Origin of the sequence: Paenibacillus sp. UASWS1643 (assembly GCF_008693195.1) — a bacterium.
Classification (GTDB): Bacteria; Bacillota; Bacilli; order Paenibacillales; family Paenibacillaceae; genus Paenibacillus; species Paenibacillus amylolyticus_B.
The window spans coordinates 168,754-182,899 of the sequence record NZ_VXKZ01000107.1 but is presented as its reverse complement, the minus strand read 5'-3'; the positions used below and the strand labels follow the sequence as shown (position 1 = coordinate 182,899).

Sequence of the window (14,146 nt, the reverse complement as noted above, 5' to 3'; positions counted from 1 at the left end):
CCTCAACCTGTCAAGAAAGCTATGTCTATATTCCGCAATGTTCCTCCTTCTCATATTCACAAGTGGATGTACCTTTTTAGGGAGAGAAATAGCACAAGTGCAACAGCAGGACCATCTAGCAAGCGCTGAGAAGGAGACAGCACCGCAGTATACGATATCCTGGACCATGCATCAGAATATCCCTGTTCCTGAAGACGCGGAGATGATTGCATATATTGAAGATCGGTTTGATGTCGATCTGGAGGTGTGGAACCTTGAGAACAGGCGGTACGAGGAACTGCTGGATCTGGAGCTTGCCCAAGGGAAAATACCTGATCTGTTCCGGATCAGACAACCGCATGATCTGCTTAAGTATCAAATGCAAGGCGTCTTAGCGGAAATCTCCCCGGAAGTCCTTGAACAATATGCGCCAAATATCGTGCAGCGAATTCGCGATTATGATTCACGTTACCTAGAGTATGGAAAAATAAACGACTCCTTATATGGAATTCCGGCCATTAATCAGACCAACATCTATCGAACCCCTGTTGTATACCGAGAGGACTGGCTTAAGCAGCTCGGTCTGGAGGTGCCCAAGACATTAGATGAATTTGAAACGGTCATGTATGCTTTTGCCAAAGATGATCCGGACGGAAATGGTAAACAAGATACGTATGGCCTATCCAGAGAGGGCTTAAATGTCGTGTTTGGCGCTTTTGGACAGTCCGTTTTCACCGAGCAACTGTATTTTAATGAAAAAAACAACCAACTTGTGATCGGTGCTTTGGAGCCGGAGATGAAAAAAGCATTGGTTTATATGCAAAAGTGGTATCGGGACGGGGTTATCGACCCCGAGTTTATAACCGGTGAGAATAAAGGTGGATATAAACATCTGTCCCATGCTTTTATTAATGGAAAAATTGGGATGACCTCGATGGGCAACTACTATCATTGGAATCAAGAGGGAGACTACAGTGTCCTTAATGAAAATGGCCAAGAAACTCCAGTGGGAGCCTCGTTCAATGTTAATGAGTTGCTACAGAAGAATGCAACTGCAGAGGTTGTATTTGGTTCTCCTGTTATTGGTCCTGATGGACATAGCGGTTCAAAAGGGAATAATCTGCTGATGAATTTTATTGCTATAGGCGCTGAGGCTGCGAAGGAGCCAGGAAAACTGGAGAAAATTTTGGAGATACTCGATTATGTAAGTGCCAACCCCGATCCGGTGGAGCAGATCAAAATGGAGTATGGCCTTCCAGGAAAACACTGGAATTGGAGCGCTGAAGATTCAAATTCGTTTTATTTACTTTACCCATACAACAGAATGGAGAATTATATGAATATGATCGGCTCAAGTATCGGCATGACGGTTCCAGGTACACCCTCGGATAAACGTGAACAGTGGGCTGCATCTGCAGGGTTGACGGAGAATGGTATCTATAATCGCCTGGAGGTTGCAACCCCTGCCCTGATTCAATATTCATCTGACTTGATTCGCATGAGAGACAGAGCGTACATCTCCATCATCACTGGCGATCAGCCTGTGGGGTATTTCGATACCTTTGTGGAAGAATTCATGGATGCAGGTGGGCAACAGGTGCTGCTTGAAGCGAATCATTGGTATAAGGAGCATATGGAGACAAGTCGTGCACAATAGGTAGGAAGATCTGGAACATGCATTTCCCATGAGTTTCTGAAAAGTATACATTTGTGTTCCTATGCACCCATCCTTGATTCCCTCATGCCACGTCACTCTCTATCCCTTCGCACTCGCATTTGATCCACGTAGTGAACGGGCTGAACTGCTTCGTGCCGTGCTTCCGGATTTGGAGGCGCTGCCTGAGGGCGTGTTTTCAAAACGCTTGCGTTCGGTCCGCTCCATCTGCACAATCTGACCTTCGTGCACTACGATATGCAAAGAACCAAACTCCATGTCATTCAGCTGTCCGGCAATTCGGTCCAACCATACCTCATCCACTTTTAACGGCTTAGCCATAGAGCCGCCTCCTCTTCTCGGGCTACTGCCCGCCATATTCCTAAGTACGCTGTCATGCAACGGATTTATAAATCATTCTTATCCAACCTATATACTTGGTTTATACATTAGCAGGGCTTCCAGTAGCTGTCAATCTGTATTTTCTTCTTCTCATAGTCACTTTTCTGAAACAGCTTTGTGACCAAGCCAGCTCTTGAGCAACAACGTGGCGAGAGCCAGAATCAGGAGCAGTGACGCTACGGCAAACGAAGCCGAGAATTGATATTCGTTATACAAAATCTCGACATGCAGCGGCAGCGTATTGGTCTCTCCGCGGATATGTCCGGACACCACAGATACCGCTCCGAACTCGCCCATGGCACGGGCATTACACAGAATAATGCCGTACAGCAGTCCCCATTTGATGTTGGGCAAGGTTACACTCCAGAAGATTCGCCACCCGGAAGCACCTAGCGTAACCGCCGCTTCCTCTTCCCGGGTTCCCTGATCCTCCATTAGTGGAATCAACTCCCTCGCTACGAACGGGAAGGTAATAAACAGCGTTGCAATCACAATGCCTGGCAGCGCAAAAATGATTTTGATATCATGTTCGGACAGCCACGGCCCAAACCACCCATTCGAACCAAAGACCAATACAAAGATTAATCCGCCCACCACAGGTGAGATCGAAAAGGGAAGATCAATCAAGGTGATCATGAGTCCCTTGCCCTTGAACTGGAACTTGGTAATGACCCATGCAGCGGCCACACCAAATATCGTATTCAGCGGCACGGTAATCGCCGCAACCAATAACGTGAGTTTCAGTGCAGACATGGCATCCGGCTCGGTAAGAGCCGCGATGTACACACCCCAGCCCTGCTTCAACGCCTCCATGAGCACAATGGCCAGTGGCAAAATAAGCAGCCATATGAGTACCAGGCTCGCCAGTCCAATCAACAACCATTTGACCCATGGAGCTTCCGTTGTTGCACGGTTCGTTCCACGGCCAGCTCGTACGGGTGGAACAGGGCTTAGTGGGACAGAACCCGCCATATGCTGCACCTCCTTTGGTTTGGGTGAGTGACTTCGTTTAATATCCTTATTTCACCATGCTTCATTGTCATGCCCTTCCCGCCTTCCGGCTCCAACGCTGCAAGGAATTAATGATCAACAGCAGAATGAAAGAAACGAGAAGCAGCAGCAAAGCTACAGCTGTAGCGCCTGCATAATCGAACTGCTCCAGCTTGGCCATGATCAGCAAGGGGGCAATCTCCGTTTTCATCGGCATATTACCTGAGATAAATACAACCGAGCCATATTCGCCAATGCCCCGGGCAAAAGCCAGGGCAAAACCCGTCAGCAGCGGTGGAATCAGATCCGGCAGCAGAATCGTACGGAATATCCGCCATCTTCCTGCACCCAGTGTGGCAGCCGCCTCTTCCACCTCAGTCTCCAGCTCCTCCAACACCGGTTGCACCGTGCGAACTACGAACGGAATGCCGATAAACATCAGCGCCAGTGTAATCCCGGCCTGTGAATAGGCGAGCTTGATACCCAAAGGCTCTACAAACTGCCCAATCCAGCCATTGCCGGCATAGATCGCCGTAAGAGCAACCCCTGCTACCGCTGTGGGCAAGGCAAATGGCAGATCAATGACCGCATCAAACAGCCTTTTGCCCGGGAATTCATACCGAACAAGCACCCATGCCAGGAGTAACCCCAGCACGAGATCAATCAGCGCCGCTGCACCTGCGGTCAGAAAGCTGACCTGGAAGGAAGCGAGCACCCTGGGATTGGTCGCAACCTCAATCATGGTTGCCCATGTCAGCCCTGTTGAGTTAAACAACAGCGCTGCCAGTGGAATAAGTACAACCAGGCTCAGGTAGAGCACACTGTAACCCATCGTTAATCCAAACCCTGGTAATGTGCGTCTTTGCGTCACCATCACCTTGCTCATGCACGTTCATCCTCTCTGCCTTCAGCCGGTAAGGCTGGTTGGCCGCTTACAGCGCGATTGATCGGGTCTTCTATGAACAGAGCAATCTTAGCTGCCTGGAACATAGATCTGGTCGAAGATACCACCATCATTGAAATGTTTGGCCTGAGTATCCCGCCATGTACCGAATACATCTTTCAATGTGAACAGTTCAAGCGCCGGGAACTGATCTTTGAATTTTTCCTCCACGCTGTCCAGCGTTGGGCGGTAATAATTTTCGGCAGCAATCGTCTGTCCTTCTTCACTGTACAAGTATTTCAGGTAGGCATCTGCCACGTCGCGGCTTCCTTTTTTGTCTGCATTTTTGTCCACAATCGCAACCGGGGGTTCAGCCAAAATACTAACCGAAGGCACGACAATATCGAATTTGTCCGGACCCAGTTCTTTTACCGATAAGAAAGCTTCATTCTCCCAGGCAAGCAGCACATCCCCAATGCCACGTTCAACAAACGTCGTTGTAGAACCGCGAGCACCCGAATCCAGTACAGGCGCATGCTTGAACAATTCTCCAACGAATTCCTTCGCTTTCTCTTCATCATTGTTATTGTGCTTAAGAGCATATCCCCATGCCGCCAGATAATTCCAGCGTGCCCCGCCGGACGTTTTGGGATTCGGGGTGATGACTTGGGTATCCCCTTTGATCAGATCATCCCAGTCCTTGATGCCTTTTGGATTGCCTTTACGTACAAGGAATACAATCGTAGAGGTATACGGAGAGCTGTTATGCTCGTATTTGTCCTGCCAGCCTTCGTTAATCAAGCCTTTATCTTCAATCGCATCAATATCGTATCCCAATGCCAGTGTCACCACGTCTGCATCCAGTCCGTCAATAACAGAACGACTCTGTTTGCCCGATCCCCCATGGGATTGCTTGATGGTTACTTCCTGGCTTTTCTCTTTCAACCAATGCGCCGCAAACGCTTTGTTATATTGCTCGTAGAGTTCCCGCGTTGGATCGTAGGAAACATTCAGCAGTTCAATGGCTTTAGCCCCTTCTGTGCCGCCTTCTGCTCCCCCTGATGTTCCTGCCGTATTGGACCCGCCGCTATCTGATCCGCATGCTGCCAGAACTCCTGTTAACACAAGTGCCAGACCAACCAAGATACCCTTATGAATTCTCTTTTTCATGAATAACACTCCCCCGATATCAATCTTCATGACTACCTCAGGCCGGCTGAACAGAATCGAACGCCCCGTAAAAACAAGAAGACGGAGGAACCCCCGCGCACTTCTCCCCATAAAGTCATGCCGGCTTAAGGCCCGTGCATGCTCCATCTGGAAAGGATGCGCTGTGGTGTTCCTCCGTCTATACGGTGAGAACGTTATTCTGTTCAGGTTGCATGGTTGCATCTGTCTGTAAAATGAATCTGTTTTCACAATGAAAACAGATTCATTTTTATTATTCCTACCTGTTTAGTAAGTTATATACGTATAATAAAGGCAGTCTATATACCTGTCAAACGTTTTTTCCGATTTTTACCGTATTTCTGGGCTATTGGCAAAAAAAGAGGAACAACGAATCATCGTCCGTTGTTCCCTACAGCGAATGCCAACCTTCGCTGTCTATCGTAAGCATAAACAGAATTGGACAGTCATACCTTGTCCATTCCTCATCTGCCCGCATACCGGATATTCGGTACCGGCGGTGTGTTCATGCCTTCGCCCAGATAAAATCCGGTGTGCGGCGGCTGATTGTAGGCTACATTTTGCCAAGCGACGCCAAGACGGTACACCGGATCATGCATCAGCGTATAGATGCGTTTGTCGGTAACTGCTGTTGTGGTATAAATCCGCAGCGCTGAGCTGTCATTGGTCCGCCACACGACTTCCTCTCTCCAGTCCCCGAACAGATCGGCCTGCAGATTCGGCGTAGACTTGGTGCCGTTGTTGGAAGAAACGCCGGATGCGGTGAGCAGGTTCATCGTTGTGCTGTTGGTATAATTCCACTTGTCGATTCGGTTGCTGTCCAGCAGTTCACGGAGCAGGTCGCCATCCCACCAGATCCCAAAATTCGTGGAGGACGGCAGGGTTGTCCCGAGTTTCTGCCCTTTGGCTGTGTACAGACTGCCGTCTGCCCATACTTCGGCACCTTTATATCTTGGATCGATATCTGCCGCCATGCCACGTCCAATATCCTTCGTTGTTTTGACTCCCCAGATTAACTGACCTGTACCTGCATCACGGAATTCAACGCCGGCATTGGACGGTGTCTCATGGACCTGAAATACCTCAAGTCCAGGGCGGTCCGGGTCGAGGTCACTCAAATGCATGGCATCGCCATGATGAAGTCCTGTCGTGTACAATCCTTTGCCGTTGTCATCTACCGCCATGGCACCATAAACGATCTCGTCTTTCCCATCTCCGTCTACGTCCGCCACACTCAGATTATGATTACCCTGCCCGGCATAACCCGAGTTACCGGAGGTATTGGAATCAAATGTCCACTGCTTGGTCAGCTGTCCATTCCGCCAGTTATAGGCCACGAGCACACTGCGCGTATAATACCCGCGAGCCATGACCAGACTTGGGCGCTCGCCATCGAGATAGGCAATGGCCGCAAGGAATCGGTCCACCCGATTGCCGTAGTTATCCCCCCAACTGGATACATTGCCACGCGCCGGTTCGTAGTTCACCGTGGAGAGCGCTTTGCCAGTCTGTCCATTGAAGACCGTCAGGAATTCGGGGCCAGACAACACATAACCGCTGGAATTGCGGTAATCCTTGCTGGCATCCCCGATGACCACACCAGTACCATCCTTGGTGCCATCGGCTGTTTTCATCGCAACTTCGGCTTTGCCATCACCGTCGAGATCATACACCATGAACTGAGTGTAGTGAGCACCGGCACGGATATTTTTGCCCAGACTAATTCGCCAGAGGCGTGTTCCGTTCAATTTGTAGGCATCGATAAACACTTCCCCCGTATAACCGCTCTGGGAGTTATCCTTGGCGTTGGAGGGGTCCCACTTCACGATCAATTCATACTCACCATCACCATCCAGGTCACCTGCACTGGCATCATTGGCACTGTAGGTGTAGGCTACTCCATCGGGCGTTGTCCCACCTGCGGGTACACTGAGCGGTACAGACAGATAGTTATTGCCCCATACACTTGCTGCCGCTGAAGCAGCCTGCTCCGTTCCACTGACGACAGCGCGAACCGTATATTTGGAACTGCTTGTCCCGCTTGCATCCTGAAGGTTGGTGCTGTTTGTTATGGGCGTAGCGTTCACCTTGGTTCCATCTCGATATACGTTAAACGATACATTCGATCCTTCCATTCCCAGAAGCCGCCAACTGACAAACACACCTGTCCCGGTCTTCACAGCCACCACACCGCGATCCAGATATTCCATCTGCCTTGCTCCCGCTGCATGTGTTACTTGCGTGTTGCCAAAACCAAGCGAAGTGACCAGTAATGCGAAACTCAACAACGATACTCCGGCTGTACGTAATGTGCGCTTCCACAGTGATGATCGATTCCCCATAAACAATTGCCTCCCCAATTGTAGTGGTAAGCCCGCTGCCCTTGTAGCGCCATCTTTTGTGTAAGCGCTTTAATATATTTATTTTAAATTAAACATATAATTCCATCTATAGGTCTAATTTAGTAATTGAATGGTTCATATTTAAAAAAGCCGAAGGATTTCTCCTTCGGTTAGCCGTTGCCCATCCTTCGAATTGCTTCAGCACACGTTGAAACTCATTGTCGTACTCCCTCACCCAGTTCTTTCTACTTGAATAAAGCCCAACAAGTTCTAATGCTTTGGCATAGTCTCCCTGCTCCTCGAATACCGTCGACTAGAATCACAATCAACTGACTCACGGATATGGAACGATTCCCATGTTCTTTTAAAAAGCCTAAAAAAGCTGTAAAACCATGTGTTTCTCCATGATTTCACAGCTTTTAGACAACTTTTATACCACAGGAGCAATACATACCGGACGAGGCAGTTCCAGCTTGAATCCATTATGCGTCAGACGTCCGTCTTCTTCACTGATCTGAAAACCTACGAGGTTATTGCTGTCCTGATTCGCCACGACCAGAATCCCACCAGGCAAAATATTAAAGTTACGTGGTGTCTGCCCAATCGTGGACGTCCACTCTACGGCTTCCAACTCACCGCTCCCCTGGTCAATATGATAAAGGACGATGCTGTCATCTCCCCGATTGGATGCATACAGGAAACGTCCACATGGAGATACACGGATGTCTGCAGCCGTCCCCTCTCCTTTATGCCCTTCTGGAAGTGTGGAAATGTGCTGTACCGTAGTGAACTCCCCTCTGCGCTCATCGTATAGGAATGCCGTAACCGTGTTGTTCAATTCGTTGATTACATATGCCCACTTCGAGTTGGGATGGAACACAAGATGCCTTGGCCCTGCGCCTGGTGGCTGATCCATCTCACGATGGGTAACCAAACGTCCCTCTTCCAACCGATACACAATGATCTGATCCAGACCGAGGTCACATACGACAGCATACTGCCCGGACGGATCTGGCTGAATGGAGTGTGCATGCGGCCCTTCCTGACGTTCTTCGTTGATTCCACTTCCCGTGTGCTCCACCCACGCACTCATCTCACCAAGCGTCCCCTGATCGCCAACCGGGAATACATTGACACTGCCGCTGCTATAGTTGGATGAAAACACCCACTGACCATCCGTGGAGACAGACACATAACATGGAGAAGCCCCTCTGGTCTGTTTTCGATCCATCAGGTGCAGCTCACTCGTTGCCGCATCTCTCCCATAGACCAACACCTCTCCCTCGTCCGTCTCACTCGCCACATACAGACAATTTCCATCCGGGCATAGCGCCAGATAAGACGGATTATCCACACCATCCATGTGATTGACGATTCGCATCTCTCCTGTATCCGCATTCAACGCACATAGGTATATTCCTGGTTCATCCGCTGACGCATACGTACCTGTATAGAAAAGTGTTTCCTGAGTTGTGACTGGTTCCATATCTAATCTCTCCCTTATCCTGTATATTCACTGTTCTGATTTTTCCCACTGATATGTACTTACCCAATTCACGGGCAACTGCTTCACTTCCTGTAACGTGGCTTTCTAAATCGATAACAACCCCGGTGTGCGCCCTCATATCTGTCATTGACTCCCTTATCGCCTCTCACCATAATACAAAGTATGAGACCTAACAACAGACCACCCCTACAGCGTAAATCTGACGGATTTCGTATGCAAAAACTCATTGTTCTTCCGGACTCCCTGCTGCAAGAAACCGCAGCTTATCCGGTCACGTCCGGATTATATGTTACCGATATCGGTTACTTTCACGAAGCGGAGCATCATTACCGTGATCGTCCCGATGGTTGTGAATCACACATTCTGATGTACTGTGTCCAAGGCACAGGCTGGTATACGATGGATGGCAGCAAGACATATGATGTCAGCCCGGGAAACCTCGTTATATTACCTGCATATGTCCCTCATGTGTATGGTGCCAACACAGCTGAACCATGGAGCATCTTCTGGATTCATCTGCGCGGGGAACACGCTTTATCCTACATAGAACCCTTGTTAACTCATCATATTACTACCATGCCACCGGCAAAGGCTCAAAAATGGCTTGAGCTTTTTCATGAATGTTACGGCGCACTTGAGACGGGTTACTCCATGCAGACGATGACGTATGCATCCCAGATTATCGGTTATATGCTTGGTATGCTCGCTTATGGACCCGAGACGACAGGAACAGATGGTGGGATCGTGAGCAGCAAACGTGCAGCTGAACAATCCGTTCAATATATGCTGGAGCACCTGGAGAATGGAATCACCCTCAAGGAACTGGCGGCTCACGCGCGGCTGTCTGTCCCTCATTACTCTCAGTTATTCAAGCAAGCTACGGGGCATTCGCCCATCGATTATTTCCTGCGGCTTAAGATTCAGCATTCCTGCCGCTATCTCGATTTTACCGATTGGACCGTGAAGCAGATCAGTTCCGAGCTTGGATTCAAGGACCCGTACTACTTCTCCCGTCTGTTCAGCAAAATGATGGGACGTTCACCCACGGATTACCGAAATAAATCCAAAGGTTAGAGGCAATGCCTTCATTTAGCCCTTTCTAAATGATTATGAATTCAGTTGGAAAATTGCAGCAACCTTTTGAGCAGAAGGGTCGTCTATAGGGGCAAATAACTTTTATATAAAGGGATCATCCCTGGAAAAGTGAGGCGAACCTATCATGAAAAAAAATATACTTGCTACATTAACTGCAGGAGCTCTGCTCACGCTGTCTCTAAGTGCAGGCCCGATCAACGCTGCGCAGGCCCAATTCACGGATATTCAAGGTATCGCAGGAGCAGACAAAATCGAATCTCTCCATAAGGATGGATTCATCAAAGGCGTGAGCGACAGCTTGTTCAAACCCGAACTGGAGTTAAATACCGCTCAGGGCATTCAACTGATTGCGGACGGACTAAATCTGAATCTGGACACGATTCGTTTTATCAAACAGCCGCTGCCAAGTGACCACTTCTCTCAAGTAAAAGATGGCGTATGGTACAGTGATGCATTTATCCGCGCACAATATAATGGCATTCAGATGTCACAGGATATCGATCCGTCCAAACCGCTTACTCGTGAACAATTCACCCTGTTCCTGATGCAAGGCATCGAGGCCAAAGGCGGTCTGCCGATGATTAATATCAAACCTGTGGACATTACCGACGAACAGGAACTTACGCCAGAGTATCAAGGTGCCATTCAGCGTTCACTCGTTCTCAAAATCAATGAACTGGATGCCGACGGAAACTTTAATCCCAAACAAACGATTACTCGTGCCGAAGCAGCAGTGATGATGTATAACGCAATCGAGTACATGGAATCGTTCCATGCACCACAAATCCCGGAAACACCTGAGAAGTAATCTTTTCATGATGGAAGTAAGAGCTCAATTGAGTGGTGAATCCGCTCGATTGGAGTCATCGTTAGTGGACTTTTCCATACAACCTCAATATGCCAAACAGCCGCACCTTCCCTCAACAGGAAAGTGCGGCTGTTTGAATTATACTTATATCACTGATGCAAAATCATCAGATTTAACTTTCTAACTTAGAAAGAACCTTTAACAACAACCTCAGACAACGGCAAACGTCCTGACGGGCGAGCTGGCTGTGCAGCTTTACCTACAGTAATCAACAACGTTGGCACAAATCGTGCAGGAATGTTGAATGTTTCGATCAGTTTTTGTGGATTATATCCACCGATTGGACATGTATCGTAACCCAGGGAGCGTGCAGCAAGCATAATATTTTGGGAAGCAAAAGATGCATTGCGGATCGCTTCATCGCGAGCGATTTGCGGGCTTTGGTAAGCACCGTTGATCTGTCCAACCAATGCGTCACGAACCTCAGCAGTCAGTGCGCCTGCTTCAACAGCTTGATCGTAGATTACGGTGTTACGGTTTGCTTCCAAATCTCCAAGAACAGCAATCGTAACTGAACTTTCCACGATCTGACTTTGACCATAAGCAACTGGCAGCAATTTCGCTTTGTCTGCTTCGGATTCAATCACGAGGAATCTCCAGTGTTGCAGGTTCCATGAAGATGGTGCTTCCGCAGCTGCTGTCAGAATCGCATTGAGATCAGCTTCAGGCAATTCAAACCCTTTTTCGTACTTTTTGACAGCATGGCGTTCGCTAATAACGCGAAGTGTTTCATTTTTTTCAATGCCTGACATGTGTTCCACTCCCCAGAATCTAAATTGTTTATACTTCTTTACTTTCGCAAGGTGATCTTGAATTATACTCTATCAAGGATTTGCCTTCCGAAAATAACATCAGCGCAGACGATCTCTCCCCATCTGTGTTCACGTTATGCCCGGAATCGCCTGAGAACATCAATGGATCTTTCACCGGAGCACACGCCAATGCCATAACTTGTCCACCACGCCTGACTAAACCAAAGCCATGTCATGAAGGACCATTCGTTGTGGACTCCGTCAGGACTTCTCCTTTGCAGATAATCCCTTCAGCGATAAGTTCAACGTTTCCCATGACCTATGCGTTCTTTCACATCCTGAATGGATATACGATCAAAATAAGCGCTGAGCGCCTCTTCGCCACCATTATAAATGTTCCCCATCACATCCTGCATATTGGAAGATACCACGCACGATGAACCGGACTCCCCTGAGCACCAGTTGGGACCGAGTGAACCACCAGCTACCAGTCTGTACAATTCTCCCAGCTTGATCTCTTCACTCGGACGGCTAAGCAAGTACCCACCATGAGCACCTTCCTTGGTCGTCAGGTAACCATGCTTGCGCAGAACACTAAGTACCTTACGGACTCTGGCCGGGTGTGTACCCACACTCTGGGACAAATCTTCACTATTGGCCATACACTCATCTCTCATCGACAGAAAAACAAGACAATGCACCGCTATGGTAAATTCGCTGTTCATAACTTACTCCTTCCCGGCTTACAACACCGATGAACTCCAACCCAAGGTAAGTATAACTGTCATTATATGAATAACAGTTATGTTTGTCAACTTTCACGCAGGATGGAGATCAAACGTCATTTTTCCTGTTATACCAATACTTACAGCTCATCAACACAATTAAGCTAGGTTTAACATCCCGTCTTCATTTTAATCCAAAAAAGACAAAAAAGTGAGCCTTTCGCTACGCGAAGGGCTCCAATAAGATAGACATATGAAAGGGCTTACGTGATTATTATAATCGGTAATCTTCAATTTGAAAACGCTTTTTTTGTAAAGTGCATCATTATTTAAATTTTTTTTTATTTGAATAAAATGAATAATAGGTATTGCTAAAACTAATACCATTAGTTATTATACTAATACCATTAGTTTTAAGGAGGGTTTCACGATGCGTATTACCCGAGAATTTGATGTCGTTCAAGTTACGTTTTTTCCAAGACTCTTCCCTGTGAACGTATACCTGGTTGAAGAGGAAGATGGATTAACCCTGATTGATGCCGGAATACCGTTCAGTCTTAAGGGGATTTTGGCAACTGCCCAGTCCCTTGGAAAGCCCATTACCAAGATCATTCTGACTCACGCTCATAGCGACCATATTGGTGCATTGGATGGTCTCAAAGAGGCACTGCCCCAAGCCGAAGTCTTCATCTCCAGACGGGATGCCCGTCTATTGGCCGGTGATGCTTCCCTTCTTCCCGGTGAGCCTCAAACCCCGGTACGCGGCGGCGTGCCTAAGCCCAAAGCGGTGCGTACCCAGCCAAACCACTTGCTGGATGACGGTGACCAGATTGGTTCACTGGTCGCCGTTGCCTCACCAGGACATACGCCGGGGCATATGTCCTTCATGGATACGCGCAGCCGCGTGCTCATCGCTGGCGACGCGTACCAGCTGCAAGGCGGCCTTGCCGTATCCGGCCGCGTGCGCCCGCTCTTCCCGTTCCCCGCGCTGGCTACGTGGAACCGCGAAGCGGCTCTGGCCAGCGCGAAGCGCCTGGCGGAGCTGGAACCGTCCGTGCTGGCTGTAGGCCACGGACGGATGCTGCGCCAGCCCGCGGCCGCCATGCGCGTGGCAACCGCTGATGCTCAGCAGCGGTTTGATCTTGCTGGGGGGCAACTATGAGCCCCCGGCAAGGGCTGGATCGCGGCGCTCTGCTCAGCGCCGCCGCCCAGCTTGCTGACAGCGACGGCTTTCAGGCGCTGACACTGGCCGCGTTGGCACAGCGGCTGGATGTGCGCTCGCCGTCGCTCTACAACCACATCAGCGGACTTCCCGGGCTTCGCCAGGAAATGGCGCTGATGTCCGTACAACAGCTCAGCCGCGCAATAACCGCGGCTGTCGCTGACCGCACTGGCGATGATGCCATCCAGGCCATCGCTGCGGCATACATTGGCTTCGTTCGCGAGCACCCCGGGCTCTACGAAGCCTCATTTCATGCCCCGGACCGCGAGGAGCCACAGCTCGCCGCGGCCAGCACAGCCACCTTGGAGTTGCTGCTGCACAGCTTGCAGCCCTACCCGCTAACCGAAGCAGAAGCCTTGCATGCTGTTCGTGGTTTGCGCAGCCTCTGCCATGGATTTGCCTCCATCGAGGCACAGGGCGGCTTCGGCATGAACTTTGATCCGGACGACAGTCTGCGTCTGACCGTATCCGCCTTCCTGCACGGACTCCGACATCTTCACCAGAACCAGTAAGGCACGCATTGCATCATGAAAAAGGAC

Annotated in this window: 13 protein-coding genes; 5 read left to right on the top strand and 8 right to left on the bottom strand. The window is 49.3% G+C overall.

Going from position 1 to position 14,146, the window contains the following annotated elements; translation table 11 throughout:
• The first annotated feature begins 97 nt into the window (after positions 1 to 97).
• Positions 98 to 1,636 (top strand): extracellular solute-binding protein, encoded by a 1,539-nt coding sequence (locus tag FE296_RS14220; RefSeq protein WP_150365352.1) that lies wholly within the window; start codon positions 98 to 100, stop codon positions 1,634 to 1,636.
• A 99-nt stretch (positions 1,637 to 1,735) separates the two neighbouring features.
• On the opposite strand, the gene FE296_RS14215 is transcribed toward FE296_RS14220, so the two are convergent.
• The 6 genes from FE296_RS14215 to FE296_RS14190 form a co-directional block, all read right to left on the bottom strand.
• Positions 1,736 to 1,975 carry a YezD family protein gene (locus FE296_RS14215; protein WP_036607453.1) on the bottom strand — a complete coding sequence of 80 codons (240 nt, stop codon included), beginning with the start codon at positions 1,973 to 1,975 and terminating at the stop codon, positions 1,736 to 1,738.
• A gap of 156 nt (positions 1,976 to 2,131) precedes the next feature.
• Entirely contained in the window at positions 2,132 to 3,007 is an 876-nt protein-coding gene (gene cysW / locus FE296_RS14210; RefSeq protein WP_074093283.1) for a sulfate ABC transporter permease subunit CysW, read from the bottom strand.
• 67 nt (positions 3,008 to 3,074) lie between these two features.
• Entirely contained in the window at positions 3,075 to 3,911 is an 837-nt protein-coding gene (gene cysT, locus FE296_RS14205) for a sulfate ABC transporter permease subunit CysT (protein ID WP_150365350.1), read from the bottom strand.
• Between the two features lie 87 nt (positions 3,912 to 3,998).
• On the bottom strand, positions 3,999 to 5,078 hold the full coding sequence (locus FE296_RS14200; RefSeq protein WP_150365348.1) for a sulfate ABC transporter substrate-binding protein: 1,080 nt from the start codon (positions 5,076 to 5,078) through the stop codon (positions 3,999 to 4,001).
• A gap of 482 nt (positions 5,079 to 5,560) precedes the next feature.
• On the bottom strand, positions 5,561 to 7,438 hold the full coding sequence (locus tag FE296_RS14195; protein WP_150365346.1) for a rhamnogalacturonan lyase: 1,878 nt from the start codon (positions 7,436 to 7,438) through the stop codon (positions 5,561 to 5,563).
• A 430-nt stretch (positions 7,439 to 7,868) separates the two neighbouring features.
• Positions 7,869 to 8,924, bottom strand: a complete 1,056-nt coding sequence (locus FE296_RS14190; protein WP_150365345.1) for a lactonase family protein — start codon at positions 8,922 to 8,924, stop codon at positions 7,869 to 7,871.
• A gap of 234 nt (positions 8,925 to 9,158) precedes the next feature.
• On the opposite strand from FE296_RS14190, the gene FE296_RS14185 reads away from it, so the two are divergent.
• Positions 9,159 to 10,019, top strand: coding sequence for an AraC family transcriptional regulator (locus FE296_RS14185; RefSeq protein WP_167483792.1), 861 nt, complete (start codon positions 9,159 to 9,161; stop codon positions 10,017 to 10,019).
• Positions 10,020 to 10,164: 145 nt separating this feature from the next.
• Complete coding sequence (locus tag FE296_RS14180) at positions 10,165 to 10,848, top strand: S-layer homology domain-containing protein (RefSeq protein WP_150365343.1); 684 nt, start codon at positions 10,165 to 10,167, stop codon at positions 10,846 to 10,848.
• A 185-nt stretch (positions 10,849 to 11,033) separates the two neighbouring features.
• Here the strand turns inward: FE296_RS14180 and FE296_RS14175 are convergent, their stop codons facing one another.
• Positions 11,034 to 11,660 carry a nitroreductase family protein gene (locus FE296_RS14175; protein ID WP_076215923.1) on the bottom strand — a complete coding sequence of 209 codons (627 nt, stop codon included), beginning with the start codon at positions 11,658 to 11,660 and terminating at the stop codon, positions 11,034 to 11,036.
• A 302-nt stretch (positions 11,661 to 11,962) separates the two neighbouring features.
• A complete protein-coding gene (locus FE296_RS14170; RefSeq protein WP_150365341.1) occupies positions 11,963 to 12,385 on the bottom strand; it encodes an RrF2 family transcriptional regulator in 423 nt (140 codons plus the stop codon).
• Positions 12,386 to 12,815: 430 nt separating this feature from the next.
• Between FE296_RS14170 and FE296_RS14165 the strand changes: the two genes are divergently transcribed.
• Together FE296_RS14165 and FE296_RS14160 are read left to right on the top strand one after the other, a co-directional pair.
• Entirely contained in the window at positions 12,816 to 13,547 is a 732-nt protein-coding gene (locus tag FE296_RS14165) for an MBL fold metallo-hydrolase (RefSeq protein ID WP_124117918.1), read from the top strand.
• Complete coding sequence (locus FE296_RS14160) at positions 13,544 to 14,119, top strand: TetR/AcrR family transcriptional regulator (RefSeq protein ID WP_150365339.1); 576 nt, start codon at positions 13,544 to 13,546, stop codon at positions 14,117 to 14,119. Before FE296_RS14165 ends, FE296_RS14160 begins: the two co-directional genes overlap by 4 nt.
• Positions 14,120 to 14,146 lie beyond the last annotated feature (27 nt).